The organism is Halobacillus hunanensis, from assembly GCF_900166655.1.
Taxonomy (GTDB): Bacteria; Bacillota; Bacilli; order Bacillales; family Halobacillaceae; genus Halobacillus_A; species Halobacillus_A hunanensis.
Map to the genome: position 1 here is coordinate 570,862 of NZ_FVZB01000005.1, position 26,534 is coordinate 597,395.

27 protein-coding genes, 1 pseudogene and 1 riboswitch are annotated in these 26,534 nt (G+C 41.8%); of the genes and pseudogenes, 21 read left to right on the forward strand and 7 right to left on the reverse strand.

The annotated features are described in order from the left end of the window. Positions 1-88 precede the first annotated feature (88 nt). The 3 genes from B5354_RS03825 (at position 89) to B5354_RS03835 (ending at position 2,430) form a co-directional block, all read left to right on the forward strand. Positions 89-1,111: a LacI family DNA-binding transcriptional regulator gene (locus tag B5354_RS03825; RefSeq protein WP_139377049.1), complete on the forward strand. Its 1,023-nt coding sequence runs from the start codon at positions 89-91 to the stop codon at positions 1,109-1,111. Positions 1,112-1,169: 58 nt separating this feature from the next. Continuing rightward, complete coding sequence (locus tag B5354_RS03830) at positions 1,170-1,646, forward strand: glutathione peroxidase (RefSeq protein ID WP_079526067.1); 477 nt, start codon at positions 1,170-1,172, stop codon at positions 1,644-1,646. A gap of 157 nt (positions 1,647-1,803) precedes the next feature. Next, positions 1,804-2,430: a hypothetical protein gene (locus B5354_RS03835; RefSeq protein ID WP_139377050.1), complete on the forward strand. Its 627-nt coding sequence runs from the start codon at positions 1,804-1,806 to the stop codon at positions 2,428-2,430. Positions 2,431-2,877: 447 nt separating this feature from the next. Here B5354_RS03835 and ald read toward each other — a convergent pair whose 3' ends face one another. Beyond that, positions 2,878-4,008, reverse strand: a complete 1,131-nt coding sequence (ald, locus tag B5354_RS03840) for an alanine dehydrogenase (protein WP_079526071.1) — start codon at positions 4,006-4,008, stop codon at positions 2,878-2,880. 106 nt (positions 4,009-4,114) lie between these two features. Then, positions 4,115-5,365, reverse strand: a complete 1,251-nt coding sequence (locus B5354_RS03845) for a PucR family transcriptional regulator (RefSeq protein ID WP_079526073.1) — start codon at positions 5,363-5,365, stop codon at positions 4,115-4,117. A 206-nt stretch (positions 5,366-5,571) separates the two neighbouring features. Between B5354_RS03845 and B5354_RS03850 the strand changes: the two genes are divergently transcribed. The 3 genes from B5354_RS03850 to B5354_RS03855 all read left to right on the forward strand — a co-directional run bounded on the left by B5354_RS03850 (position 5,572) and on the right by B5354_RS03855 (position 8,384). After that, on the forward strand, positions 5,572-7,242 hold the full coding sequence (locus B5354_RS03850) for a peptide ABC transporter substrate-binding protein (RefSeq protein WP_079526075.1): 1,671 nt from the start codon (positions 5,572-5,574) through the stop codon (positions 7,240-7,242). Positions 7,243-7,487: 245 nt separating this feature from the next. Continuing rightward, on the forward strand, positions 7,488-7,586 hold the full coding sequence (locus B5354_RS21040; protein ID WP_163528826.1) for a putative holin-like toxin: 99 nt from the start codon (positions 7,488-7,490) through the stop codon (positions 7,584-7,586). A gap of 498 nt (positions 7,587-8,084) precedes the next feature. Continuing rightward, on the forward strand, positions 8,085-8,384 hold the full coding sequence (locus tag B5354_RS03855; RefSeq protein WP_079526077.1) for a TIGR04104 family putative zinc finger protein: 300 nt from the start codon (positions 8,085-8,087) through the stop codon (positions 8,382-8,384). 65 nt (positions 8,385-8,449) lie between these two features. On the opposite strand, the gene B5354_RS03860 is transcribed toward B5354_RS03855, so the two are convergent. Next, on the reverse strand, positions 8,450-9,748 hold the full coding sequence (locus tag B5354_RS03860) for an ArgE/DapE family deacylase (RefSeq protein WP_079526079.1): 1,299 nt from the start codon (positions 9,746-9,748) through the stop codon (positions 8,450-8,452). A 279-nt stretch (positions 9,749-10,027) separates the two neighbouring features. Here B5354_RS03860 and B5354_RS03865 point away from each other — a divergent pair, with 279 nt between their 5' ends. After that, positions 10,028-10,642: an NUDIX hydrolase gene (locus tag B5354_RS03865; protein WP_079526080.1), complete on the forward strand. Its 615-nt coding sequence runs from the start codon at positions 10,028-10,030 to the stop codon at positions 10,640-10,642. 301 nt (positions 10,643-10,943) lie between these two features. Then, complete coding sequence (locus tag B5354_RS21045) at positions 10,944-11,021, forward strand: putative holin-like toxin (protein WP_425432090.1); 78 nt, start codon at positions 10,944-10,946, stop codon at positions 11,019-11,021. 201 nt (positions 11,022-11,222) lie between these two features. Here the strand turns inward: B5354_RS21045 and B5354_RS03870 are convergent, their stop codons facing one another. After that, positions 11,223-11,909, reverse strand: a complete 687-nt coding sequence (locus B5354_RS03870) for a DNA-3-methyladenine glycosylase family protein (protein ID WP_079526082.1) — start codon at positions 11,907-11,909, stop codon at positions 11,223-11,225. 166 nt (positions 11,910-12,075) lie between these two features. On the opposite strand from B5354_RS03870, the gene B5354_RS03875 reads away from it, so the two are divergent. After that, positions 12,076-12,582, forward strand: coding sequence for a DUF1643 domain-containing protein (locus B5354_RS03875; RefSeq protein ID WP_079526084.1), 507 nt, complete (start codon positions 12,076-12,078; stop codon positions 12,580-12,582). A 68-nt stretch (positions 12,583-12,650) separates the two neighbouring features. On the opposite strand, the gene B5354_RS03880 is transcribed toward B5354_RS03875, so the two are convergent. Continuing rightward, positions 12,651-13,520 carry a thermonuclease family protein gene (locus B5354_RS03880; RefSeq protein ID WP_079526086.1) on the reverse strand — a complete coding sequence of 290 codons (870 nt, stop codon included), beginning with the start codon at positions 13,518-13,520 and terminating at the stop codon, positions 12,651-12,653. Between the two features lie 265 nt (positions 13,521-13,785). Here B5354_RS03880 and B5354_RS03885 point away from each other — a divergent pair, with 265 nt between their 5' ends. From B5354_RS03885 to B5354_RS21050, 3 genes are all read left to right on the forward strand, one after another. After that, positions 13,786-14,487, forward strand: coding sequence for a TVP38/TMEM64 family protein (locus tag B5354_RS03885; RefSeq protein ID WP_079526088.1), 702 nt, complete (start codon positions 13,786-13,788; stop codon positions 14,485-14,487). Between the two features lie 158 nt (positions 14,488-14,645). Beyond that, positions 14,646-14,738: a DUF2071 domain-containing protein gene (locus tag B5354_RS20850; RefSeq protein ID WP_281252721.1), complete on the forward strand. Its 93-nt coding sequence runs from the start codon at positions 14,646-14,648 to the stop codon at positions 14,736-14,738. Beyond that, entirely contained in the window at positions 14,728-15,165 is a 438-nt protein-coding gene (locus B5354_RS21050; protein ID WP_425432091.1) for a DUF2071 domain-containing protein, read from the forward strand. Before B5354_RS20850 ends, B5354_RS21050 begins: the two co-directional genes overlap by 11 nt. A 322-nt stretch (positions 15,166-15,487) precedes the next feature. Here the strand turns inward: B5354_RS21050 and B5354_RS03895 are convergent, their stop codons facing one another. Then, a complete protein-coding gene (locus B5354_RS03895) occupies positions 15,488-17,224 on the reverse strand; it encodes an ABC transporter ATP-binding protein (protein ID WP_079526091.1) in 1,737 nt (578 codons plus the stop codon). A 256-nt stretch (positions 17,225-17,480) separates the two neighbouring features. Next, positions 17,481-17,584: riboswitch (purine riboswitch) on the forward strand. Between the two features lie 165 nt (positions 17,585-17,749). Here B5354_RS03895 and B5354_RS03900 point away from each other — a divergent pair. The 9 genes from B5354_RS03900 to B5354_RS03935 all read left to right on the forward strand — a co-directional run bounded on the left by B5354_RS03900 (position 17,750) and on the right by B5354_RS03935 (position 25,944). Beyond that, the gene (locus B5354_RS03900) at positions 17,750-18,637 is read left to right on the forward strand and encodes a 5'-methylthioadenosine/S-adenosylhomocysteine nucleosidase (protein WP_139377052.1); all 888 of its coding nucleotides are present in this window, start codon (positions 17,750-17,752) and stop codon (positions 18,635-18,637) included. A 190-nt stretch (positions 18,638-18,827) separates the two neighbouring features. Further along, positions 18,828-20,369: a BCCT family transporter gene (locus B5354_RS03905; RefSeq protein ID WP_079526768.1), complete on the forward strand. Its 1,542-nt coding sequence runs from the start codon at positions 18,828-18,830 to the stop codon at positions 20,367-20,369. Between the two features lie 159 nt (positions 20,370-20,528). After that, positions 20,529-21,434, forward strand: a complete 906-nt coding sequence (locus B5354_RS03910) for an ABC transporter ATP-binding protein (RefSeq protein WP_079526093.1) — start codon at positions 20,529-20,531, stop codon at positions 21,432-21,434. A 1-nt stretch (position 21,435) separates the two neighbouring features. Next, positions 21,436-22,176 (forward strand): ABC transporter permease, encoded by a 741-nt coding sequence (locus B5354_RS03915; protein ID WP_079526094.1) that lies wholly within the window; start codon positions 21,436-21,438, stop codon positions 22,174-22,176. 106 nt (positions 22,177-22,282) lie between these two features. Then, a complete protein-coding gene (locus tag B5354_RS03920; RefSeq protein ID WP_079526096.1) occupies positions 22,283-22,684 on the forward strand; it encodes a DUF4181 domain-containing protein in 402 nt (133 codons plus the stop codon). 75 nt (positions 22,685-22,759) lie between these two features. Further along, the gene (locus B5354_RS03925) at positions 22,760-22,948 is read left to right on the forward strand and encodes a hypothetical protein (RefSeq protein ID WP_079526098.1); all 189 of its coding nucleotides are present in this window, start codon (positions 22,760-22,762) and stop codon (positions 22,946-22,948) included. A gap of 78 nt (positions 22,949-23,026) precedes the next feature. After that, complete coding sequence (locus B5354_RS20415) at positions 23,027-23,191, forward strand: hypothetical protein (protein WP_176142401.1); 165 nt, start codon at positions 23,027-23,029, stop codon at positions 23,189-23,191. Between the two features lie 136 nt (positions 23,192-23,327). Beyond that, a complete protein-coding gene (locus tag B5354_RS03930; RefSeq protein ID WP_079526099.1) occupies positions 23,328-23,651 on the forward strand; it encodes a hypothetical protein in 324 nt (107 codons plus the stop codon). 373 nt (positions 23,652-24,024) lie between these two features. Next, entirely contained in the window at positions 24,025-25,944 is a 1,920-nt protein-coding gene (locus tag B5354_RS03935; RefSeq protein WP_079526101.1) for an LTA synthase family protein, read from the forward strand. A gap of 114 nt (positions 25,945-26,058) precedes the next feature. Here B5354_RS03935 and B5354_RS21055 read toward each other — a convergent pair. Then, positions 26,059-26,442 (reverse strand): annotated as a pseudogene (locus tag B5354_RS21055) (DUF2254 family protein); the annotation flags it as partial. Between the last annotated feature and the right edge of the window lie 92 nt (positions 26,443-26,534).

Genomic DNA, 26,534 nt, shown 5'->3' on the forward strand with positions numbered 1-26,534 from the left:
ATACATGAGAAGCATGTCTAGGTTATTAGAAGGTCAGAATGGTATAATAAATCACACATATATAGAAAATTTTTAGTAGAGGGTGAGAATGTTGGTAACAATTAGTGACGTAGCAAAGGCAACGGGTGTATCATCCTCTACTGTGTCCAGAGTCATTTCAGATAATCCAAGGATCAGTTTGGCTACTAAGAAGAAGGTGCGTAAAGCGATGAAGGATTTGGGGTATTATCCCAATATTAATGCGCGCAACCTTGTCGTGAAGTCAACAAAGGCCATTGGAGTGATCATGCCAGCATCGGCTGATAAAGCTCTGCAAAATCCATTTTTCCCGGAGATTTTGCGTGGAATCAGTTCTGTGACACATGACATGCAATATTCCCTTACCCTTTCAAGTGGGAAAACGGAAGATGAAATATTTACTGAAGTTCAGCGAATGGTATATGGAAGTTACGTAGATGGTGTCGTCTTGCTGTATTCACGAGTTAATGACAGGGTAATGAATTTCCTGCGGGAAAAGGACTTTCCTTTTGTTATGGTAGGAAAACCTTATGAACACAGTGCTGAAATTACACACGTTGATAATGATAATCTAACAGCGGGGAAAGAGATTACAGAACATTTGATTGAGCAGGGCCATGAGCGGATTGCTTTTATTGGCGGTTCAAAGGATTTATTTGTAACGATGGATCGTGAAACAGGCTATGAGGAGGCCATGGCCAACCTCGATATTCCAAACTTAGAGGAATACAAAATCCATACTGAATTTCTGAAGTCAGGTGGACGCGAAGCTGTTGAACAATTATTGTCGCTTAAGGTGCGGCCAACTGCTGTTGTGGTTAGTGATGATTTAATCAGCCTCGGTGTTTTAAGTACACTGGAAGAATACGGTCTTCGTATTCCACAGGATATGTCGCTGGTTAGTTTTAACAATGTTTATTTATCTGAAATTACCCGGCCTGCTTTAACTACGGTTGATGTGAATATTTATGAACTCGGTGCCCAATCTGCTAAGGCATTAATCGAGAAAACAGTAAATAAACAAGAGCCTGCGAAGCGAATCATAATTCCTTACAAGTTTGTTTACAGGGATTCGGTTAGTAAACTTACGTGAGATGGGTTTTGTCTGTTACAAAAAAAGGAATGATGGAACTAAAGAGGAGGAGAGTCCATTGTCTACTGTATATGACTATGAGGTGAAAAAAACGGATGGTGAGATGAAATCATTGCTGGATTTTAAAGGCAGGCCGATGATTATTGTGAACACCGCGAGCAAATGCGGTTTTACACCTCAATTTAAAGGACTTCAGGAACTGTATAACGCCCACAACGATGAAGGGTTGGAGATTTTAGGGTTTCCTTCCGATCAATTTAATAACCAAGAGTTTGATTCGATGGATGAAACGATGCAATTCTGCCAGAGAAACTATGGGGTCAGTTTTTGGATGTTTGATAAAATCAATGTAAAAGGGGAAGAAGCAGATCCGTTGTTTACATTTTTAACGAACCAGCAAAGGGGAATTCTCTCATCGACCATCAAGTGGAATTTCACCAAATTCCTGATTGACCGTAATGGGCAGGTTGTGGAACGCTATGCTCCTACGACTGACCCGAAGAAAATCGAAAAGGATTTGAAAAAGGTATTATAGCTGAATGAGAACCACACAAATGGAGTGTGGTTTTTTATATTTTGAAGCATAGGGAAAAGGTGAACAAGGAATCTATTAGAAAGTGACTGGCTGACTAAAAAATAGCGAAAAGGTGATCACTTTGGTCTATGAACTATTCAGCTTTTATAAGGAGAACATGTCTTTTTGGAATGTGTATTTTAAACATATGAAAAAATGGCTGTTTATTCTTTTATTTTTAATGGCTGTCGTAGTGTCGCTGGGATTACTTTATGTTTCCTATTGGCTGGGGATAGAGTGGTTAGTGCTGTTATCCTTTATTCCGATTGTGTTATTTATGCTTTACGTAAGGAGTGAAAAAAGCAGGATTGCGAAGGAAGTCTACCATCAGAAATCACCTTTAGATGTTTTCTATAAAAGGAAAGAAGATTTCGCAGAGCATCTTCAACAAAGCGGTATTGTGGAACCGTATCAGTTCGAGTATTTGATACAGTTAGTTGATAAAAAAGCTCAAGATTTAAAGGTCCCTTTTTTAATCAATTGGGGTATTATGGCGGCCATCGCAGCTCCCGTCTGGATCCAGTATATTCAGTATGTATTTTCAAATGAGATTACCAGTCTTGAGGAAGCTACGGGGACCATGGGGATTTTAGTATTGTTTATTATAGTTTTGCTGTATGTTGGTTCCCTTATCAGGTCTTTCGTAGTGGGTGAGCTGCTCAATGGCGAATATAATCTGATGCGGCAAATGGGAAATCTGGTGAGAGATATTTATCTTGTTAAATTAAGCAAGGGAAGGAAATAAGGGTTGCTGTGCAATACACTATTTGGAAAACAGCCACTATTTCAGTTATTACGGAATAGAAATTTTTGCTATAATAGAATAGTGTAATAAGGCTTGTTCATGGGTGGAGGTTCACTTCCTTTTTTGAAAGGGGGTGATGCCGCATGACAGTATTCGAGACCTTGTTTCTTATGATCTCGTTTGCAAACCTTGGTTGTTGCCATATTGTCAAACAAAAAATAACCACCCTAGCCTAGCAAGCGATTAGGTGGTTATCTTTATCCCTAACGTGAGCCGCCCTCTTGAAGGGCTATTGCACACTCAGGCTGAATGGTGTTCCAGCACCGTTCAGTCTTTATTATTATATAGTTATCTATTTATAGTGTACCTCATTTTCTGTAATTATTAACATAAACAAATCAGGGGTTTTTGATTAGAAAGGACTGTCCATAGAGACAGCCCCATTCCTTATGCGTGTGTAAATTCTTTTAATGCGTCTTTAACAGGCACATAGTCATAACCGAGGTCGCGGGCTACAGCTTCATACGTAAGGTTTCCGTTTACGGTATTTAATCCTTGTTCGATCGCTTTGTTTTCCTCAATGGCCTTGACAACGCCCTTAGAGGCAATTTGTAACGCATAAGGAGCAGTTACGTTTGTTAATCCAATGGTAGCTGTGCGCGGAACAGCCCCTGGAATGTTGGCAACCGCATAATGAAGAACGCCGTGTTTTTCGTAAATTGGATCGTCGTGTGTTGTGATGTGATCAACGGTTTCAAAGTTACCGCCCTGGTCGATCGCTACGTCTACGATAACAGAGCCTGGTTTCATGGATTTGACCATATCTTCTGATACCAGTTTAGGTGCTTTAGCTCCTGGGATCAGGACAGCGCCAATAACGAGGTCGGAATCTTCCACTGATTCAGCAATATTGAATGGATTAGACATCAGTGTCTGCACGTCAGAACCGAACAGATCATCCAACTCGCGTAAACGATTCGGGTTCAAGTCGAGAATGGTAACGTGTGCGCCCAGTCCAACAGCAATTTTGGCAGCATTTGTACCAACAATTCCGCCACCGATGATTGTTACTTTTCCACGATTAACACCAGGGATGCCGCTTAAGAGGATTCCTTTTCCGCCGTAAGATTTCTCAAGATATTGGGCACCGATTTGTGAAGCCATGCGTCCCGCTACTTCACTCATTGGTGTCAGCAATGGAAGGGTATTGTTAACGGTAACTGTCTCGTACGCGATGGCAGTTACTTCATTTTCGACTAAAGCTTTCGTTAATTCAGGCTCTGCTGCAAGGTGCAAATACGTAAATAAGATGAGGCCTTTGCGGAAATAGACATATTCAGAAGGAAGAGGTTCCTTCACTTTCATAACCATTTCTGATTTTGTCCAAACGTCTGAAGCGCTTTCAATAATGGTGGCGCCAGATGCTTTATATTCTTCATCTGTAAAATTACTGCCAACTCCTGCATTCGTTTCAACTAGAACTGTATGCCCAGCCTTCATGATGTTGACGACACCTGATGGGGTGATGGCCACGCGGTTCTCATTGTTCTTAATTTCCTTCGGGATGCCAATAATCATCTCTATTCCCCGCCTTTCATAGTACATGTTACAGCTAGTATATCTCGCGTTTTCGTTTTTTGATTTAGGAAGATTACACAAAATAAAAGAGATGGTTTGTGTAAAATCACAAATCATCTCTTTCCATTTCGTGAATAAGTAAATCTAAATATAAGGTGGTTTTCTGATTAGGATCTTTTAAATCAATCGCGCCGATTTCTTTGATCCTTTTCAGTCGATAATTCAATGTATTGGTATGAATGTGCATGTCTTCGGCAGCCTTATGCACATTGCTGTTACAGTCTAGAAAAACTTTCAGCGTTCCGACAAGTTCCGACTTGTGCTTGCGATCATAGTCAAATAGTTTTTCAAGAAAAGCATTACGATACTGCTCGCGGCTGCGGAGGGAGGCTAACTCATTTATAAATTGATAAATCCCAAGCTCCTGATAACTGGAAACGTGCTGCAGGGCCCGAGGGAATTGTTCTTTCAGCTCGAGAACTTTCAGAGCTTGCTTGTAGCTGTCACTAACGTGTTCCGGCGAATCGTAAATGATCCCAAATGATCCTTTCACGTCTTCAAATTGTAAGCGTTCCTTCATCTTCTGTGTAAAATCATGAATAAAGGTATCACAGATACGGGCAGCGTCTTCCGTTTCGTCAGATCGTACTAATAAGATCAACTGATTTTCGTCAAAAATTCGGCTGACGATTCGGGTTTGTTGAAGGGTTTCCGTTAAGTAATACGCGTGACGTTCGACTGACTGAGTCATATTCTCATCGAATTCAAATACAGCCACACAAAGCTGCCCTGATACTCTAGTTCCAAATCGTTTGGCATGACGAATAATTTCCGGCTTGTAGCGAAGAGTGCCAGTCAAAAGCTGCCAGAAAAATTCCCTCTGATTTTCTTCGGACTTTCTTTTTTTAACTTGATGATGAAGCAGGTGGCGACTGACTAGCTTAGCAGCGTCCTTGATCAACTGTAAGTGGTGGTCGGTAATCGTCACCTCATTCGCCTGGGCCCAAATAAACCCGAGCACATCTTTATTTTTTCGAACAGACACAGCAATCCGGTTCCCGAGACCAATTTCATCTATCGGGTCAACTACAATCGGTTCTCCGCTTGCGAATAATTGCGACATAACCCCATGCTTCCACAATCCATTAATGACACGTTCTGGAACCTTGCGCCTCATGATGGTAGCCGTTCTCGCTTCATCCACATTATGTTCATGCTTACTATAAGAAACGATTCGATGGTTAGGGTCCTCAATGGTGACAGGACAGCCAAGAATCTCTGCGATTCGATCGGCCAGGCCGTCTGGTGACTCCGGTCCATCTGAAAATCCGGTTAATTGACTTGATGAATGGCTCATACCTGTGGCTCCTTCACTACCTGATTACTCTCATCTTACCATGGTTTTCGGGTGGGCAAAACATCTGCCTTAAGAACCAGTCTTGCGAATGTCCCGCTTTTTGAATTTAACGACTTATTATCTGACCGTGCTCATAGGGCTATCAAAATAGTTAGAAAATTAGTATAATTACTGTTGGTAGATAAATATTTTTGGGGGTTTTTTTCATGATAAAAACAAGGTGGTTGTGGTTAGCGATGTTAGTAATGCTGACCATGATTCTGGGAGCATGCAGTAGTGGTGAAGAAGAGACGAGTTCAGGCAGCGGCGATGGCGAAGGTACCGAAGGGTCTGGTGAAAGTGAACAAGTTCTAAACATTATAGAAAGTGCGGAAATACCGACGATGGATTCATCATTGGCCGCTGATGCTGTAACTATGCAGTGGCTGGCGACGACAATAGATGGATTGTATCGGCTAGGGAAAGGTGCCGAACCAGAGCCGGGAATTGCTACAGAACACACTGTGAGTGAAGATGGCCTGACTTGGACGTTCACATTGCGTGAGAATGCAACATGGTCCAATGGAGATCCCGTTACTGCGCATGATTTCGTGTTTGCATGGCAGCGGGCGGTTAATCCAGATACGGGATCTGAGTATGGCCCTTACATGATGGGCGGCGTGATCAAGAATGCTGCTGAGATCTCTAAAGGCGAGATGCCAGTGGAAGAACTAGGGGTTAAGGCTTTAGATGATTTTACCTTGGAGGTAACGCTAGAAAAACCGACACCGTATTTTGAATCAATGACTACATTTGGGACGTTTCTTCCTTTAAACCAGGAGTTTGTTGAAAAACATGGAGATGATCATGGTCTTGAAGCGGACACAGTCCTTTCTAACGGACCATTTAAGCTTACTGAATGGAAGCATGGACAGAAATTTGTACTCAAGAAGAATGAAGATTACTGGGATGCTGATCAAGTTAAATTGCAAAAAATCAACGTTAGCATTGTTAAAGAAACAGCATCAGCAGTTAATTTATATGAAACAGGCGAAGTAGACAGGGTGAATTTAACCTCGGAATTCGTTGATGAGTATCGTACTTCAGAAGAATTTCGTATCATCGAAGAGCCGACTGTCTTTTACCTGAAATTAAATCAAGAGCATGAAGTTCTCTCTAACGTCCATGCACGAAAAGCTCTGCAGCTCGCTATTGACCGTAAAAGTATGGTGGAAGTTATTTTGAATAATGGATCGATTCCAGCGGGCGGAGTAGTCCCGGCAAACTTTGCCAAGCATCCGGAAACAGGTGAAGATTTCCGTGAAATAAACGGCCCTCTAGTAGAATCAAATTTAGAAAAAGCACAAGAGCTGTGGACTAAAGCCAAAGAGGAATTAGGTGTTGAACAAGTAGAACTGGGTTATATTGGTGGAGACACAGAAGTATCCCAAAAGCTCGACGCTTATATTAAGAATCAACTCGAACAACTTGAAGGGTTAACGATTAACGTAGAAAGCCTTCCTTTTCAAGTAAAACTAGAGCGTGACAAAACGATGGATTATGACATCCAAAGTACCGGGTGGGCACCGGATTACATGGATCCGAACACTTTCTTAAATATATGGATGACTGGCGGTGGAAGCAACAAAACAGGCTATGCTAGTGAAGAATATGATGCGTTAATAGAAAAAGCAGGAACAGAACTGGCTCAGAAGCCTGTGAAACGCTTTGAAACCTTCCTTGAGGCTGAGAAAATGCTTATTCAGGAAGACGCCGTCCTTGTACCTCTATACCAACGTGCTATGGCTCAGCTTAAAAAACCTTATGTAAAAAATGTTACAGCGAATCCAATGAGTCCGGATTATACGTACAAATATGCGTATATAGAAGGTGAATAGGAAATTTTCCAACTAAAAGGTCCCGGTTATGCCTTCATAGCCGGGATCTTATTGTTTTATTGGCAATGGAGAAGAAGTTGAAACGCCACAAAAGCTTTTATACGGTGTTAATAGTACTTAACTGCTTAACTTCAGTTTCTTTAATAACGCAACTCTGTTATATGGTATATTTATAGATAGGTAGTTGTTCAAAATTGAATAGGGTGTCGGCTAGCCCCATGTCAGAGGAAAAAGGGGGTGACGCCATGAGTGTATTTGAAGCTTTGACGGTAATGATCACTTTTAGTTCTCTAATTGTGAGCATAATTGCTGTTGTTGTAGCGATTATACACCAAAAAAAATAGACTCCCTATTCTTGGCAGAAACGGGGTGAGTCTATTTTTTCTTAGCTGATCCCTATTGGACACTATCTACATGGGGGCACAGTCGCAAGCTGTGGTCCCTTTTCTTATGTGTATCCTATTTCTAATCGTATTATACCATGATTTTAACAAAAGATAAATTAGTTAGAAATTACACAGCTTGGGAAACGATTTCAAACGTTCTTAGAATAATTGCCTATACATGAAGGCGCAGTCCTCATACTAATACAACAAAAAGTTCTCGGTTATGATTCTATAGCCGAGGTCTTTTTGTTAGCAATGGAGAAGAAGTTGAAACGTAATCGGCTGACAATCGTATAATGAGTAATGAGAGATTAACTGTTCGGAAAAGGGCTACTATAAACAGGCTTAGGGAAGAATTCGGCGGAGTTAGGGAAGAATCACTAGTCGTTAAGGAACACTCCTGCCGAGTTAGGGAACAATCATTCAGAAATGTAGCTGAAAGAGGGGAGAATGATCATGCCGAATTGTCAAAATTGTGGTCGTCACTGGAGCTGGGGACAAACATTCAAGAGGTCACTTTCATTCAGAATGTCTATGGAATGTCCATACTGTAAGGAAAAGCAATACATAACGTCTAAAGTAAGAAAAAGGAGTAGTCTCATCCCATTCCTTACTGCACCAATTATTATGCTCTCCGTTTATTTGGACTTTTCTGCGGTTGCTTCATTTCTTATCCTAGCTGGAATGCTAATCTTACTGATAGGTTTTTACCCATTTATGATCGAACTATCGAATGAAGAAGAACCCCTTTGGTAGGTTAAGACATATTCTAAGAAAGAGCCCCAGGCTACATCAGTAGAACAGGGCTCTTATCTTTTGGTTCAGCTCTCTTTTTCATTACACCATTGCAAAATAAACGCCGCAATCGTTTTAGTCGTCGTTTTAAGGCTGGCTAAATCAACATATTCATTCGGTCCATGCATGTTAGCGCCGGATGGTCCATAACAAGTTACCGGAATTCCGAACTCTTCAAAGGCACGAATATCGGTGGTAGCGGTAAAGGCAATAGATTCTAACTCTTGATTGGTCGTGAATGTATGACTTGCCGCAAGTCTATGGAATAGGTCGTTGTCCGTGGAGGTGGAAGACCCTGGTGCACTAAATCCGTAAAAAGATACGTCTGGAGGGGTTTCCCGCATCCAGTCATCCTTTTCAGCAGCTGTCATGATCCACTCTTTGACTTCCGCCTGAATATCAGCCGGATTCTGGTCGGGGTAGAAACCAACCCTAGCTTCGAAGGTACATTCAGAAGGGACATTTGAAGCCCAGTCTCCCCCTTGGATGACGCCGGTATTTACGTTTAACGGGTGGGGGTGATCGGCGAAATCATGATGTTTAGGCCGAGCATTAATATACTCCCTGTATTCGTCAAGCGACTGGATTAAATAAGCAGCTTTGTTAATGGCGTTATGAGCTTTCTCAGCTCGCTCTACGTGGGCGCCTGCTCCTTGAACGGTGATTCTCACCCATAGCACGCCTACTTGTCCTTTAATGGCACGTTGCGCTGTCGGTTCGGGAATGAGTGCACCATCAGCCGTGAATCCCGCGTCCAGCAATGCTAAAGCGCCATTACCTGTGCATTCTTCTTCAATGACCGTTTGAATTTGAAGGTCTGCTCCCAGTTGAATTCCAGCCTGCTGAAGCGCTTTGACAGCATAGATCATCGAAGCCACACCGCCTTTCATGTCCAGCACTCCACGACCATACATGCGGTCATCAACCGTTACCGGGGAATAAGGGTCATGCTCCCATAGATGTTTAGGTTCAGCACTGACGACATCAATGTGGCCCTGAAGGATTAGGCTTTTACCGGTTTTAGGCTGATCCGTTTTCCATTCTCCAACCACAGCAGGCCGTCCATCATATGGCCACTCTGGACGACCATAATTTTTATAGGAAGATAGTTTCTCAGGGTCTGGTTCAATAGAGGTCGTTTCCAAGTTCATTTCCTCTAAATGCTTCAGGATAAATGATTGAATCTCTTGCTCGTTCCCTAACGTGCTCTTAAAGGAGCCGAGGGTTTTTAAAAAGAGCTGTGCCTCGTTCCATAACTCATCAATTGTTTCATGAACTCTTTTCACTGATTCTGCTTGTACTTGTGCAATTTCTTGTTCTTTCATGCAAAACTCCTCCCTTTCATCGGATTTATTTTCACGAATAATATGAAATTTCACACTACTATTCTATCTTACATGTGTTGACTATTAAACTAGAATCTTACTTGTTTTATTTAAAAAAGCCACTTTTTGCAGTACCTGTTGTGCACATGTTTCAAAAGCAAATCACATACGCTGATTAATAGGGAGATCGCTAAATTAGCAGACAGGACGAATCAATTTGGACGAGTTTTCTATGAGAACCTGTTATTATAATAAAAGAAATAAGTTTGAGGTGAAAATATGGATGCAAAAACAATCCTAAACAGAGTGCAGCAACATACTCCTGCTATACTTGGCAGTCAGAATTTTGCCAAGTTTTCTATCTTACTGCCCTTGATTCAAAAAGATAACGAAACGCATGTCCTGTTTGAAGTTCGTTCCAGGCAGTTACGCAGACAGCCAGGTGATATTTGTTTTCCTGGAGGAAAAATTGACCGGCAGGATACCTCAGAGGAAGCGGCTGCCCTAAGGGAGACGAGAGAAGAATTGGGAATTGATGAAGCGGATATATCTGATATTTTCCCATTAGACTATATGGTTTCTCCGTTTGGGATGATTGTCTATCCTTATGCCGGATGTATTGATAATCTTGAATCGATTGAGTTGAATCTGGCAGAAGTGGAAGACTACTTCACAGTTCCTCTTTCTTTTTTCATGGAGAACGAGCCGCAAATTCACAAGGTGGACTTTGAAGCGAAACCGGGGGAAGATTTTCCGTTTGACCTCATTGTCGGGGGAGAGGACTACGATTGGCGTACAAGGCAAATCGATGAGTATTTCTATCTTTATGAAGATAAGGTAATTTGGGGGCTGACTGGAAAAATTCTTGCTCATTTTGTGGAGATGGTACGGTAAAAAAATCTCCCTTGCCAGAGAAGCTTAAGAGAATGCTGAGACGGTATTCAATACTTTGAATAGGTTGTGGAATAGAGAAAAGGTGACTTCCATGCAGTGTTGAAGTCACCTTTTCTAAGTTTTGAAAATGGTTTTCATGAATGGAGGGATGATGTACCGCTGAATTATTGATGGTTTGTCTCAAGAATCAATTGGAGATGTCCAATTGTACTGAAAATTTTGATATAATCAGAGGACAGTGTAATAAGGCTAATTCATGGGTGGTGGCTCACTTCCCTTTTTAGAAAGGGGGTGATGCCTGATGACAGTATTTGAGACTTTGTTTCTTATGATCTCGTTTGCGACGTTAGTTGTTGCAATATTGTCAAACAAAAAATAACCACCCTAGCGCCTAGCAAGCATTTAGGGTGATTATTTTAACACTCCAATGTGAGCCGCCCCCTTGAAGGGCTATTACACTTAGGCTGAATGGTGTTGGTAGCACCGTTCAGTCTTTTTTATTGTATGATTCTCTACACTTAGTATACCTTATTTTGCAAAGTAATTAAACATGTAGTTTCAAAGCCTCAATTGTATTCAACTATGGTTTAGGCGGAGGACTTTTAACCATCCCCGAATTAATTGCTTCCCACAAATAAAGGGAAACGATGGAGTTATAGGGCGTCCATTTTTCGTAAAAATAATCTAAATTCAAGGACTCATCCTTATCTAACTCATACAGCCATCTGATCGAATTCTGAATGCTGACATCTCCATACGATAGAACATTCAATCGTCCCAGTGTAAAAATGAGAAACATTTCGGCTGTCCATTTACCAATTCCTTTTATATTGGTGAGAATCGACACCACTTCCGCATCTTCGAGGGTGTGAATATGGGAGAAGTCTACTTCCTTCGTTAAATGTTTTTGAGTTAACTCCCTGATATAGCGTATCTTCGGCCTGGAAACCCCAGAACTTCGTATTTGATCGTCATTAAGGCTGTCTAATAACTCCGGCTGCAGATTTGGCCAGACGTATTCGAGTTGTGTGTTGATCGTGTGGGCTGCTTTTAGGGATAGCTGCTGACCAACGATTTGTTTCACAATGGATTGGTAATAATCTTGCTTTAATGGGATTTTAATCGAGTTTATTTTTTTCATCAAACGGTGTAATCTTGGATCGATTTGTGATAAGTGTTTGACTCTTTCATCCTCTGATGTAAAGTACAGTACATCGATCGTAACCATCCCCGTTCTATTTGACCTGCTCGTGCTTCTATTATCCATTATACATATTTCACGAGGGGCAAACCAGGTTGGTGGCTGTCATTTATGATCTATCTGAATTAGTAAAATGGGATTGGTCGAAAATGAATTTGGGCTGCCTTGCATACATTGAGTATTAGCAGAGATATTGAAGACCAAAATTCAATGATAAAGGTGGGGGCTGCCTATGAAGTCAGGTTATCGTTATTGGAGAGAAGAGGAACAAGTCAAGGCCATTTTCGATCGAACCATGAATTACAGGTATGTGTTGGAATGTGTGTTTGATGATAGCAAGGACAGGATCATGTTTGTGATGCTCAACCCTAGCACCGCTGATTCAGATATCTGTGATACTACACTAAACAGGTGTGTTAATTTTACGAAGAGTTGGGGCTATGGAGGTATGTATATCGTCAATTTGTTTGCATTGGTTTCTAAGAGTCCAGAAATCCTACTCACCCATAGGGACCCTGTAGGTGTCGAGAACGATCGATACATTCTGGAAGCTGCTGGGAAATCGAAGACGATTATTTTGGCGTGGGGAGAAAAATTCACGTCGATTAGAAATCGGAAAGTCAAGGTTCTGCAGATGTTACAGGGATACAATCTCCACTGTATTAAAAAAACGAAAAACGGCAAACACCCACGCCACCCTCTGTTTCTTAAAAAAGACCTCACTCCCATTCCATTTTAAAAAGCAAAAGACCAGTTCCCAAGCATGGCTCCTTTAGGATCTGGCCTTTTCGAATGTTTTTAAGCAGGCTATAGTCCTTCACAAACCAGACCGTCTCCTTCACCGTCCAAACGGTGGGGATCAGCATCGGGCCCTCCGGCAGCTTCGAAAAAATTCTGTGCTTGCTGCCGGCTCGTAAAATCACCACAATCACGGTCAGGACCATTAGGATCGTAGTTCAATTCTGGGTTCGGTTCTGCTTTTTCTGTTGATTCTTCATAGTGATATCCGTGATTATGATCAACATGCGCGTATCCAGGGATTGACCATACTCCGATCCCCGCCGTTCTTGCCGGCTTCTGGGCTTCGTGAAACTCGTCGAGCATCGTAAGGTCATTGTACAGATAAGCTGTTCGTGCGAGCCCTTTCCGCAAAAGCTTCTCCTGAATCGTTTCCCCGTTGATAAATACGTAGGCGAGCAGCCGGCCGTAATGATCACGTTCTTCTTTACCGACTTCGATTCTAACCTTTTCTCCGGTAAGTTTTTCTTTTACAAACTGGGAGGCCTCGGGTCCGAACGGTTGGACAGGCTTTGAAGGATGAACGGTTTCAGGCGTGTCGATCAACAGTAGTCGGACATCTTCGGTTTTTCCATTCATAGAGACTTCAAGTGTATCTCCGTCTACCACCCGGGTAACGGTAGCGTTCGTTTGAGTAGACTGATTATTGTTGTTTTCTTCAGGGGTAGGAGTTTGTTTTTCTTTTTCCTCATCACTGGTTTGGACAGCTTGTTGAGCCTTCGCATCGCTTGAGGGCTCCTCCGATGTTGGTGTGCATCCAATGAGTGAGACAGATAATACAGCCATGATTGCAACTCTTTTGCACGAAAGTGGAGTCGTCAAAACGGCAGCGCTTCCTACTATAAGAGTGAGCAGTAAAGTAAGCGAGATATGAGACATGCTGATCCTCCTTGTCTTCCCAAATAATAATAGATCCGCAAAAGATATTCCTTTTATGTAAAATTGATAAGGAAGGGCAATGCATGAACTAGAATACCGTAAAAAGACACTGCGGTAAATGCTGCAGCGGAGTGAAATACTTTTGACGAAGAATGAAATGAAACATATGATATAGAATCAGATGGTTTCAAGACACCAAAGAGGGTGTCTTTTTCTGTATAATTGAAATGGAACCGAAAAAATTTGCGGATAGAAGGTATTCACATTGAACAGTAGTAAATTTAAAAGCTTTCTAATCAAAATCGCGATTCTTCTAGGGATAGCTGGCTTCTTATTGCTTATAAATAAATTTTATTTTCATATCCAACCAAAAGATGTTAAAAGCTGGGCAGACGAGCTAGGGGGGTGGGGGCCCTTTGTATTCATGCTGCTTTTTCTCATTCGTCCGTTCACTTTGATTCCGTTATCCATTATTGCTGTCACATGCGGGGTAACGTTCGGTCCTGTTTGGGGAACGGTGTATATCCTTGTGGGAACTACCCTGGGTGCTTTGGCCTCTTTTTATGTGTTAAGGCGGTTCGCCACGGAAATTGATATTGAAGGGCAAGGCAGGGAGAACTTGAGGCGGTTAAAGGAAGATGTAGAGAAACAGCAATTTAAAGCGGTATTGATGCTTCGCCTCCTGCCCGCTATTAACTTTGACTTGCTGACTTACATTTGTGCAAAAACACGCATAAAGGGATCTAAACATCTAATAGCGACAGCAGTAGGGATGTTGCCTAGTTCTATTATGTTAGGAGTATTCGGCTCAGGACTCCTGGCCTTTAAACCTGTAAATTTGCTTGTCCTGGCCGGGATTATAATCCTCTTGACTATTTTGGCCCTTCTGATGAAAAGGAATATTGGCGATCGCTATGACACGGAAGAGTTAAAAGCTGAAGTGAAAGAGCTAAGGAAAAGCTTTTAATGAAAGAGGGCCGGGAGTACAGCCTCTTTCTTATTTACCCGGAACGTTCCATGCGATTGAATTGATCATTAAGACGACCGGTTTCACGTAGGAGCCGGTCTTTTTTACAGAATTAAAATTACATATTATTTATAAAAAAGTTAAAATAAGGTAAATAAGTGCCGCCCATCCCCTTTTTGAAATCTTACTTAGAACTAAATGTGCGAACTTATGTAAAGCATAACGGGCTTTCCGGTATTTATTTTTTTTAGTCTCGATGCTGATAAAATTCTTGCTGTATTAGGGGCCAGGTTAACCACACTCCCCTCCTATTGTGCTAACATGACACTGAACGAAGAAAGGGAAGGAAACTTTCACATTCAAAGTGTCCGTAAAGGTGAGTCTAATGTTGCTTTTAAAGGGAGCTATCGACCCAATTCGACGTCTTATTACCCGGGAAATAAAAGTTTGTCGTTTTGGCTGTTGGAAAGATACTATTTATGGACCGTGAAAAATGAGTCGCTTTTCAGAGGTGGCATTCATCATCGGCGGTGGAAGGTACACAACGCAGAGGCAGCTGTGGAGGAGTTTTATAACTTGTTCTCCTTTCTGCCCAAGAGTGTTTTGAGTGAAAAACCTCTTTTTCATTATGCGCCCTCCCAGCGCGCGCTATTTTGTCCTGTTAGAAAAATCGAGTGAAGGAGCTCCCGTAGTTCAAGGGGGTAGAAGCTCTTTTTTTATTGGGAAATAAATGTGTGTTGAGTGGGTTCCGGTAAGGTGAGATCGCTCGCCGATACAGGGGAACGCTCATCAAAGCAGAGGAATCGCTTGGCGATACAGTGGGTCGCTCATCAAAGCAGAGGGATCGCTCGCCGATACAGGGGAACGCTCATCAAAGCAGGGGAATCGCTCGGCGATACAAGAAGATGCTCCTCAATAGAGAGAAATCGCTCCTCGATACAAAGAAGAGCCGCACCCATACTTAGCGAATAGCACGGAGGCGGATCAAGCTTCAATGTCTTTATCTTAATTGCTGCTCGGCGAACTCACGGTACAAGTTATGAGATTGAACCAGTTCATGATGGGTCCCGATCCCCGTAACTTTTCCTTTTTCGATAAAAACGATTTGATCAGCGTTAACAATCGTTGATAAGCGGTGAGCAATAATGAAAGTTGTTCGTCCTTCCATGAGTCGTGTTAAAGCGTGTTGGACCATTCTTTCTGACTGACTGTCGAGGCTGGCCGTTGCTTCATCCATCATCAGGATTTTCGGATTTCTAAGAAAAGCGCGGGCGATGGCTATTCGTTGTCGCTGGCCGCCTGAGAGCATGATCCCTCGTTCGCCAACTTCGGTATTCAGCTTTTCCGGAAATTCATTAATAAATTGTTCAGCAAACGCCATCCGAGCCACTTCCCACAATTTCTCATCGGAAATAGCATCAGGATTTTCTAATCCGTAACAGAGGTTTTCACGTATCGTCCCTGCCATCATAGGGCTGTCCTGGGAAACATAACCGATCTGTCTCCTCCATGAATTCATTGATAGTTCCTTAATGGGGGTAGTGCCGATTGTGATATCGCCTGATGTTGGTTCGTAAAAACGTTCCAGTAAACCGAAGAGCGTCGTTTTGCCGCCACCGCTTGGTCCGGCGAAGGCCACCATCATGCCTGGCTGTACATTGAAAGAGATGTCTTCTAATATTTGATCTCTGTCGTTATAGGAAAAGGAGAGGTCCTTAACATGAATGGGAAGGTTAGTGATGTCGATTGATTTACCCGTTTGGCCGACTTCCACATCCTCCTCCAGAATCTCAATGATTCTTTCAGTAGCGCCTGTCGCTTTTTGCAGCTGAGTGAAGAACATTGTGAACGACGTGATGGGAAAAATGATCTGAAACAGGTAGAGCAGGAAGGCTACCAAAGATCCGGTTGTCATCGTTCCGTCGGCCACTCGAATGCCGCCGTAACCGATGATTACAACCATTACAGCCATGATCACGAGGTACATGAGAGGGCCGATCAAGGCAAATATTTTTCCCTCTTTTAACCCAAAGGAAAGCAGTGTGTTGATGCCAGTTATTCCTTTTGTTTCATCGAATTTTTCCGCATTAGAGGCCTTCATTAACCGAATTTCACTAAGAGTTTGCTGAATGCTGCTTGTAAAACTGGCTGTTTCATCTTGCAGGCCGCGGGATATTTTCGCCATCTTGCGGCCAAGCGGGATCATAATCAGCGTTGTAACCGGAACCGAAATCAGCATAATTAAGGTCATTTTCCAGTCCATAACAAGGAGAATAGTAATGGCACCGATAATTGTAATGATGCCTGTAATAAACTGCGGGAAGTGCTGAGAAATTAAGTCTTTCACAATCCCTGTGTCATTCACAACTCGGCTGACCGATTCACCGCTTGTTTTTCTATCAAAATAACCCACTGGCAAGCGAATCAGCTTAAACCACATCTTCTCCCTTAATTTCGCCACGATCGTTTGCCCCACATAAGCTAGGGCATATGTAGAAAACCCATCGATCACCGCCTGAATTATGAAAACGGCGCCAATGAGGAGAATAAGGGTGATACTTAACGAATCTACGGAAAAGCCATCGACCATTTCCCGAGTTAGAAGGGGGATAGTGAGGCCCACCACTGTCGTTAGAAGGCTTCCGATCAACCCCATCGTCAAGGCCAGTTTTGGAATTTTAGTTGAAAGAATGAGGGATATAAAAGGTTTAAGACTGCTCGTCTTCTCTTGTTTCATAACATAAACTCCTTTAATCAAAAAATCGAATATGGACTCTTTCTAAACAATGTCCATTGTTGATCTTCATGTATTCTTCATGTATACATCACTACTATACCATTCATAGCGATAAATGAAGATATAACATACCTCGCCAGATATAATAGTGGGAATAGACCTAATAGCCCGAAACACGAATGTTAAATGTAAATTTATAAAAAATGTTCATGTTTTCGTTGATTACAGCTTCGGTATTTGCTATAGTAATACCGTATTCATCTTAAATATCATTACTCGTATATGCTCGGTAATAAGGTCTGAGCGTCTCTACCACGTTCCCATTGAAAGAACTGGACTACGAGTTAAAGTAGTTGGCAGCGCCGTCTTGCTGCCGCTGAACATTATGGTGTAATGGCCACTATGTTCAGTTATACATGCTTTGACTCTCAAAGGTCTGGAAGGTAGAAGTTATTTACCTTCCAGACCTTTTTTATCAGGGACGAAAACGTCGAGTAGATCAAACACCAAGAGGAGGAATCGTTTATGAACAACAACATGCTGTATAAGTACGTGAAAGGGGCACTTATCGCTGCCTTTATAGTAGTGGTCCTGGCAGGCTGCTCATCTTCTTCACAATCTACAGCTGCTCAGCAGGAGGAAACGCAGCAGCCGATTTTAATTGAAGGACCGATGCCAATCGAGATCGAGAAACTCCGCGAGAAACTGGACAATGTGGAAAAAGAAACATCTGGGACGTTTGAATTTTATAAAGGTACAATCGATGATTATCCTGTGATCCTTGCGAAAACGGGCAAAGGAATGGAGAATACAGCGGCCGCTACTGCTGTAGCCATTGAAAGGTATAACCCAATTGCTATCATCAATCAAGGAACATCTGGTGGTCATGATCCGGCCTTACATGTGTTTGATATAGTGCTAGGAAAAAGAACGGTAAACATTGGCTCATTGAAGACAGGTCAACGAGAAGATGGGGAAGGAATCGCTCCGAAGGAATGGAAGCCGATGGACTTAATGGCGTCTGAAGGAAGTGCAGGGGAAGACCCTGATGCAGAGAATATCCGTTACTATGAAGGCAATCCGGAGCTTTTGGCAGCGGCTAAGGCTGTGAAAGACCAATACACGAAAGGGAAAGTGGTCGAGGGGACGATCGGCTCTGCAGACGTTTGGAATAATGAAGTGGACCGGATTCAATGGTTCCATGAGAAATACGGAACATCCGTAGAGGAAATGGAAAGTGCTTCAGCTGCCCAAATCGCGAAAGCTTATGAGGTTCCTTTCCTGGCGATCCGAATCCTTTCTAATAATAAAACGAATGGCGGGGAATACAACCCGAATACAGCTGCGGCTAATCAAGGCTACGTTTTGGAAGTAGTGAAACAATATATATCGACACGATCAAGTGGAAAATAGTGTGACGATTGCCTTTAGCTTTGCTTGGGTGTAAAAAACGTAATCATCATTATGAAATCAAAGGGCTTTCCCAATAAGTTGGGAAAGCTCTTTTTAATTTTACGTAACTTTCTCTGTTATAACCTCTTCCTAAGCGGGTAAACGATTTGGAGGCACCATGAAGGTAGAGAAACAAACAGAGGAGGATTTGATGAAAAGCAAGAAATTAATAGATTATAAAATATTTGTACCCGCATTGTTGATTATTATCGCAATCAGTATACCTTTTGCCTTATATGAGGAAGAATCATTAGCCCTGCTGAATTCTATTTTCGCCTATATAGTAGAAGTATTCAGCTGGGGATATCTTTGGTATGGAATTATTCTCGTTGGTGCAGGGTTGTATTTATCTTTTTCTAAATATGGTCAAGTCGTGCTCGGGGACCCGAACGAAAAACCTGAGTTTTCATTCTTTGAATACGCGTCAATCCTGATTGCGATGGGGCTCGGTTCGACGGTAATGCGAACAGGAATGCTGCAATGGACGTCGGTCGCAAACGATCCTCCCATTGGGGTAGAACCAGGTTCCGCAGAAGCATTGCTGTGGGGGAACGCCTACAGCATGTTTCTATGGGGATTCCAGGTTTTCGCTATTTTCGTAATGGCCGCTCCGGCAATGGGATATATTCTTCATGTTAAAAAACGACCGTTAATGAGAATATCTGAAGCTTGTCGAGTCATCTTCGGTGATCGTTTTACAGATGGATGGGGAGGAAAAGCACTCGATATCCTATTTTTAATTAGTATCCTGGCAGGAGCAGCCGTAACGTTAGGGCTGGGTACGCCGATCATTACCCATAATTTATCTAACCTGCTAGGCATAGAAGTGAACTTTGGCATGACTATCATTGTCACAGTCATTTGGGTGTTATTATTCTCAATCAGTGCTTACTTAGGCATTGATAAAGGGATCAAACGGTTAAGTACACTTAATATGTATTTAGCAGGACTTTTCGCTTTATTTATTCTAGTAGCCGGCCCTGGTGTGTTTATATTAAGCTATTTTACGGACACTGTTTCATTTCTATTATCGAACTATGTAACTATTTCTTTAAACACAGAGTCTGTGCACCAAGGTCAAACTACTCACATGCAGAGCAATACCGTGTTCTGGTTTGCCTATAGTGCCACATGGGCCATGCTTCACAGTGTATTCGCTGCGAAAATTTCAAAAGGCAGAACGATCAAAGAAATGATCCTCACCTATCTGCTGGCACCAACACTGCTTTCCTGGGTAGCTACAGGCGTACTCGGCGGCTTAGGGGTGCACAGATATCTCACGGAAGATGCCTCAATCTTGCAATTTGTTCAGGAAGAAGCACGAATGGCAGCCATCCCAGAGATCCTCTCGACCCTGCCATTTGGGGCGGTCTCGATTGTGATCTTTATGATCGTTGCCCTTATTTTCTTAACGACTACACTTGATTCCACTACGTACACGGTAGCGGCTTATACCAGCACGCGGGATATGAGTAAGCATGAACCCTCGAAAACGCTCCGTGTTGTGATTTCTGCCGTGATTACAGTCGTTGCTCTCGTTCTGATGCGGATTGGCGGATTAGCACCGTTAGAAGTAGTTTCAGGACTGATGGGACTGCCGATCATCTTTATTCAATTTCTCTTGATTTACGCGGCGAAGCGGATGATGGATGAAGATCAGGCCTGGAAATATAATATTAGAAAAAAAGAATAAGAAGCATAGCCTCTCATTAGTGCTGACTGGTGAGGGGCTTTATTTTTTTGAAAAATTACGAAACTTTCTCACCCCTCGAACGTATTACTAAAAAAGCTGTACGTCAACCGCTGCTAATTGTATGAAAAAATCTTAGTCACATTGTGGGGAGAGGGAACTATGGAACATGTAATCACCGTCGAACATGTATCGAAGTCCTTTGGACAGGTGCAGGCTGTGCAGGATATTTCGTTTTCGGTACAAAAAGGGGAAATCTTTGGGATTATTGGTCCGAACGGTGCAGGGAAAACGACAACGCTCGAAATGCTTGAAGGGATAAGTAAGCCGACACAGGGAAACATTGATGTTCTTGGGCTTAACCCCAGCAAACATCTCAGGGAGTTAAACAAACGGATTGGCGTGCAATTTCAGGCTACGGCGATCCAGAAGAAGATGCAAGTAAAAGAAGCATTAAACCTGTTCTCATCTTTCTATGAAACACCCACCCAGAAAGATTACCTCATTGAATTATTAGGTTTAGATGAAAAGATGGACGGCCGCTTTGAAGATCTATCTGGCGGCTGGCAGCAGCGTGTGACGCTTGCACTGGCGACCTTGCATAAGCCAGAGCTGCTATTTCTGGATGAGCCGAGTATGGGACTTGACCCTCATGCGCGCAGGGAAATGTGGTCTTTGATCCGATTGCTGAGAGAGCAAGGATCAACCATAGTGATGACGACTCATTATATGGAGGAAGCAGAGAAGCTTTGTGATCGTGTCGCTATGATTTATCACGGGCAGCTGAAAGCATTGAATACACCTGAAGCGTTATTACAGCAAATCGCAGGGCAGTCCCTCGTTGTAGAAAGCGATAAGCTAGTCTATGACGACTTGCTTGCATTGCCCGATGTTGTGCGGGTTGAACAAGAAGGCGAGCGGTTTACTCTGTTTAGCGATAGCCGGCAGCAGACCGCCTATCACTTGTTTCATTACTGCCAGGATAACGAGATCCCGCTTTCAGACTTCAAGTTTGAAAAAGGATCACTAGATGATTTGTTTATTCATTACTTGGAAAAGGGGCAATGAGATGAAAGCCATTATCAGACTTTCAGCCATAGAAACCAAAATGTTTTTCAGGGATCGACTTAACGTGTTCTGGACGTTTTTATTTCCGGTCGCCATGATTTGGCTCTTCGGTTCTATGTTTGTGGGAGGTGAAATGAGCGGCCTGGCTTTCGCAGAAATGTTTGTTCCTTCATGGATTGGTGTTAACATCGTTACCACCTCGTTCTTTACCCTTGGCACCGTATTAGCAGGGTACCGTGAAACAGGTGTGCTGAGACGCTATCAGTCTACCCCGCTCCAGCCCTGGAAAATCCTTGCCGCACATACGTTTCAGGGCACTGTAATTTTCTTTATATCGGCCTTGCTGCTCATGGTGTTCGGCATGCTCATGTATGATCTTACCCTTCCGGACTATATTTGGAGTACGATCCTTGGGTTGGTCATTAGTATTCTGGCCTTTTTCCCATTTGCACTGTTTGTGACCTCCCTTGCTAAAAACACACAGGCTGCTGCAGCCATCAGCGCCTTATTTCTGAACTTGATGCTATTTTTATCTGGAGCGACGTTTCCACTGGAATTCATGCCCACTGTCCTTCAATATGCCGCCAAGGCTTTGCCGCTTTACTATGTCATTCAATTATTGCGCGGAACATGGAATGAAGCTCCCATTATGGAATACGGCTTGGAAGTCAGCGTTCTGATTGGGATAGGGGTTGTTTCTACCATCCTGGCCTCACGTTTTTTCCGTTGGAGCGAAAAGTAATCAGGGATTCACTGATTACTAGTTATGAATATTTCGAAATTTTGAAACCTCCTGTGGTCTAACTTCGTATGAAACAGTAGACATAGAAATAGGAGGCTATTGTTTTATGGAGCACTACGGACTGCCGCCCTGGTTTTGGCTGAAATTGATTACGATCCTTGGTGGCGTTGCGATGATTATCGGGGGAATTCCAGCCATCCTGCGATGGAAAATGGACGCCGATAAAAAGAAATGGTTTTCCTATAATCACCTTAACGAGTTTCATGAAAAATGGGATTGGACATTACGAATTGGTTTTGTAATGTCCTTGATTGCATGTTTTATCATATTTCCGGGTCAGAACCTACTCTTGTTTCTAATTTCGATGTTGTTGATCATAAGTCAGTTTGGTTTGCAGGCCTATGTGGAGTGGAGGTTTTTGGAAAATCGAGCCAATTTCAAGGTGTCCCTTGTAGAGATTTGTTTAAGCAGTATGGTGGTTATTGGAGTATTGCTTTGGCTTGAATAGGAATTATTTGGATATTAGTGTTTACTTCATGCTATACTAAATGTAGAACAGGATTTTCCAAATGGGAGAGTCACGATGGGTGCTTTCTCAGCTTTCTTACTTATTATAGTAGCTGTAACAGTGGATTTTTTCTGGGTTGATGTTGATCGAAAACGCTGGGGCTGGATGAAGAATTGGTCTAAGTTTAACAAGGTACTATTTTTCTCGGGGTTTATAGCCGTTTCCCTCATCATTTATGTTGGGATAAGTCTCGAATACTTTTAACGAAGGTATTATCTTTGATAATGCCTTTTGTATTGTTGAGCTCAACCAGTACACTGGTATGGAGCGGGAGGGATTTGTTTGAGTTGGTTATTGTGGTTGACGATTGCTTTTGCAGGAATAGGAATTATTGTTCACTTGGCAACAAGAAAGGTTCAAAATAACTCAAAACAAGGTAAAGTACAATCTTCTATATGGGCCACGGTAGGTGTGATCTTATTTGGTGTTTGGTTTTTTACCAAATAATCTTTATAAATTATGAATGTGAAAGAGATGCATGATCAGCATTCAATTTCTACATAATATAGTTTCTAATCATGATTATTGCCTGGTTTTCTGTTAAATTGGTAGAATAGTACGTGCTGTAAGTGGAGGTGGTAGCATGAACAGTGATATTGTATTTTATTCGACAACATTCATAGGACATCTAGTTGCTTTTAGTTTAGCATTAGTGATATTTTCTACGACATTCTTTCAAAGAAAAAAAAAAAGCTACTGGATATTATCTGCTATTATAGTGTTTAATCTATACACATTGATCATTGGTTTTGAATTTTCAGCTTTGATGGGTATCGGATTCTTAATTATTGATTTTTGCATAGGAGTCGTGACATATGGGTCAATGCGAATGAAAGTAGCGAAAGCCCGTCAAAGGAAAAGAGAGCGAACGGCTAATAAAGCACGTTCGTCAAAAAGGAGCTTGTAGATCAAGCTCTTTTCTTATGAGCAGGAAGGGAATCAAGAAGCAGTTGAAGCGATTCAAGATGAGTTTTATGCGAATCGTTCAAAACTCATTGATTGGTTTGAGAAACAAGGATATGCTGTTGAAACCTTGCAATTAAATGCTATTTTGCATGTTTTGTATGCGGAAAAAAGAAACATATAATATGACAAAGGAATGATACTGCAAGATAGGGGTGCGATTCTAAAATAGTAAATCGCGCCCTTTCTTCAAAAAAATCTATCATTGTAACAAATATTTAACAAAATGGTAGCCAAATGTAATGTACTTCACGACAATTCCCTGTTAAATTGTATAATTGTTATCCCAACTTCACAGCTGCATTAGGAGGTTTATTATGTTTAATCAACAACAAGACCTATTAAAAAAGGGTTGGTTTTTCTTTACAGTAGCTGCAGTTTTATTATGGGCAAAAACTTATTTCGCCCTTCATATAGCATTTACACTAGATATTGAGAATGCAATTCAACAATTTATTATAATCATTACGCCGATCAGTTCTATCCTATTTTTCTTAGGGCTTTCGCTCTTTTTCAAACCGAAGCGTCGAAATAAAGCGTTCATGACGATTTATTTCTTAATGTCCCTGGCTCTTTATGCAAACGTAGTGTATTACAGATTCTTTAATGACTACATTACACTTCCCGTTCTTATGCAATATAAGAACTTCGGTGACTTGGGTGGAAGTACCAAGGCGTTGATTCATCCAATGGACTTGCTTTATTGGATTGATATTGTCATTTTAATCACATGGTTGGTCGCTAAAAAGGTTCGTCCAGCTATGGAATTCCGTAGAAAAACAATAGCCATGATTTTTGCTGCATCTCTAGGATTTGCCGTCGTAAACTTAGGCTTAGCTGAATTGGAACGGCCACAATTGCTTGTAAGAACGTTCGATCGTGCAAAACTTGTTAAATTGCTAGGAATCTATAATTATCATATCTATGATACGGTCATGACTGCAAAAACGTCCTCCCATCGTGTCATGGCAGACAGTAATGAACTGTCTGAAGTCTTAAACTACGTGAACTCACAACAAGGTAAAATGGGAGCCAAAGGGAAGTACTTTGGAAAAGCGGAAGGAAAAAATGTTGTGCTTATTTCCCTTGAATCTACCCAGAATTTTGTCATCGATCGTAAATTAAATGGACAAGAAATCACACCATTTTTAAATGACTTGAAAGAGGATAGCTTTTACTTTAGTAATTTCTATCATAATACAGGCCAAGGAAAAACATCTGACTCAGAGTTTATTATTGATAACTCCATGTACGGACTAGATCGAGGAGCCGTATTTACAACGAACGCCAATAACGAGTTTAATGCGACTCCTGAGATTTTGAAAAATGAAGGGTACACACCTGTAAGCTTCCACGGTAACCACGCAAGTTTCTGGAACCGTGATGTGATGTATCAAAGCCTTGGGTATGACCATTACTTCTCTAAAAAAGAGTATAATGTGACCGAAGAGAACTCCGTAAACTATGGGTTGAAGGATATTCCTTTCTTCGAACAATCCATGCCGATGCTGAAAGGTTTAGAAGAACCCTATTACGCGAAGTTCATAACGATGACGAACCATTACCCTTATATATTAGATAATGAAAATATGAAAATGATTGACCCTGCCAATACAGGTGATGGGTCTGTCGATCGCTATTTCCAGACCGTTCGCTATATGGATGAATCGATTAAGAAATTCTTCCAGATGATGAAAGAACAAGGCGAATATAAAGATACCATTTTTGTCCTTTACGGAGATCACTATGGGATTTCCGAAAACCATAACCGTGCAATGAGCAAGATTCTTGGAAAAGAAATCCGTCCATTCGAACACATTCAATTACAGAAAGTGCCTTTGATCATTCATGTTCCAGGAATGGAAGGAAAAGAGATGGATACTGTTGGCGGACAGATAGATGTGAAGCCGACCATCTTAAATCTTCTCGGGGTTGAACAGAAAAATGATGTCCAGTTCGGTACAGATCTGTTAAATAAAAACCGTAAGAGTGAAACAATCCTTCGTGACGGAAGTGTTGTAACGGACAAGTATGTATATGCCGCACAACAAAACGTCTGTTACGAAAAAGAAACGGGAGAAGAAATCGATTCTAAGACTTGTGCACCATTAAAAGAAAAAGCCGAAACAGAACTTGGCTATTCTGACAAAGTTGTTTATGGTGACTTGTTGAGGTTCAAGGATAGTGAAAAAGAGGAAAGTAAGAAAAATAAAGATAATGAGGATGCGTCTTATTAACACAGTTGTGTAAACAAGGTCAGGGTATAGCTCTGACCTTGTTTTTTTTTGCCTGAATGTAAAAGGATGACTAAACCGATATATGGAGTTTCGTTCATCTGGGAAAAGTAAGCTGCCTATAAAGATTCCGATTGTTCGCTGTGTTCCTCTCGTCATCATGAAATTCTTAAGTATTCTCGGTAAAAATTGGGAGGCAAACGTGGTTAGAGCCGTTAAGACACCATAAAAAGTAAAGGAAGTCAGCGATAACAGCCCTGCTGTTAAGGTACTAAGGAAAGTACTAGTTAATTGAAAACTTGCACTAAACACAAAGGGCATCATTTCTCCAAAGTCCATTTTTAAGTCGGCCCAAACCGTTATGACAAAAAGCATCAAAGCGATACCTGCATAGATGATGGGCGTTACCCAAAGGTTAGAATAAATTTGGTGCCGTTTCTCCCGCTTGGACATATTTTGGTATTTTTTTATTATGGATTGAATTTTATTATTCATCTTCATTTTGACACCCCTATATGATGTTGTGTATATTCCCTACTATACCCTCTCATCTTGATCTTCTAATCTTACGTAAAGTGTAAATCTAATATTAT

Excerpts from the sequence above, each read along its gene's own strand:
- B5354_RS03825 (WP_139377049.1), top strand. The coding sequence starts at position 89 with ATGTTGGTAACAATTAGTGACGTAGCAAAGGCAACGGGTGTATCATCC.
- B5354_RS03835 (WP_139377050.1), top strand. The coding sequence starts at position 1,804 with ATGTCTTTTTGGAATGTGTATTTTAAACATATGAAAAAATGGCTGTTT.
- ald (WP_079526071.1), bottom strand. The coding sequence starts at position 4,008 with ATGATTATTGGCATCCCGAAGGAAATTAAGAACAATGAGAACCGCGTG.
- B5354_RS03845 (WP_079526073.1), bottom strand. The coding sequence starts at position 5,365 with ATGAGCCATTCATCAAGTCAATTAACCGGATTTTCAGATGGACCGGAG.
- B5354_RS03850 (WP_079526075.1), top strand. The coding sequence starts at position 5,572 with ATGATAAAAACAAGGTGGTTGTGGTTAGCGATGTTAGTAATGCTGACC.
- B5354_RS21040 (WP_163528826.1), top strand. The coding sequence starts at position 7,488 with ATGAGTGTATTTGAAGCTTTGACGGTAATGATCACTTTTAGTTCTCTA.
- B5354_RS03855 (WP_079526077.1), top strand. The coding sequence starts at position 8,085 with ATGCCGAATTGTCAAAATTGTGGTCGTCACTGGAGCTGGGGACAAACA.
- B5354_RS03860 (WP_079526079.1), bottom strand. The coding sequence starts at position 9,748 with ATGAAAGAACAAGAAATTGCACAAGTACAAGCAGAATCAGTGAAAAGA.
- B5354_RS03865 (WP_079526080.1), top strand. The coding sequence starts at position 10,028 with ATGGATGCAAAAACAATCCTAAACAGAGTGCAGCAACATACTCCTGCT.
- B5354_RS21045 (WP_425432090.1), top strand. The coding sequence starts at position 10,944 with ATGACAGTATTTGAGACTTTGTTTCTTATGATCTCGTTTGCGACGTTA.
- B5354_RS03870 (WP_079526082.1), bottom strand. The coding sequence starts at position 11,909 with ATGGATAATAGAAGCACGAGCAGGTCAAATAGAACGGGGATGGTTACG.
- B5354_RS03875 (WP_079526084.1), top strand. The coding sequence starts at position 12,076 with ATGAAGTCAGGTTATCGTTATTGGAGAGAAGAGGAACAAGTCAAGGCC.
- B5354_RS03880 (WP_079526086.1), bottom strand. The coding sequence starts at position 13,520 with ATGTCTCATATCTCGCTTACTTTACTGCTCACTCTTATAGTAGGAAGC.
- B5354_RS03895 (WP_079526091.1), bottom strand. The coding sequence starts at position 17,224 with ATGAAACAAGAGAAGACGAGCAGTCTTAAACCTTTTATATCCCTCATT.
- B5354_RS03900 (WP_139377052.1), top strand. The coding sequence starts at position 17,750 with ATGAACAACAACATGCTGTATAAGTACGTGAAAGGGGCACTTATCGCT.
- B5354_RS03905 (WP_079526768.1), top strand. The coding sequence starts at position 18,828 with ATGAAAAGCAAGAAATTAATAGATTATAAAATATTTGTACCCGCATTG.
- B5354_RS03910 (WP_079526093.1), top strand. The coding sequence starts at position 20,529 with ATGGAACATGTAATCACCGTCGAACATGTATCGAAGTCCTTTGGACAG.
- B5354_RS03915 (WP_079526094.1), top strand. The coding sequence starts at position 21,436 with ATGAAAGCCATTATCAGACTTTCAGCCATAGAAACCAAAATGTTTTTC.
- B5354_RS03920 (WP_079526096.1), top strand. The coding sequence starts at position 22,283 with ATGGAGCACTACGGACTGCCGCCCTGGTTTTGGCTGAAATTGATTACG.
- B5354_RS03925 (WP_079526098.1), top strand. The coding sequence starts at position 22,760 with ATGGGTGCTTTCTCAGCTTTCTTACTTATTATAGTAGCTGTAACAGTG.
- B5354_RS03930 (WP_079526099.1), top strand. The coding sequence starts at position 23,328 with ATGAACAGTGATATTGTATTTTATTCGACAACATTCATAGGACATCTA.
- B5354_RS03935 (WP_079526101.1), top strand. The coding sequence starts at position 24,025 with ATGTTTAATCAACAACAAGACCTATTAAAAAAGGGTTGGTTTTTCTTT.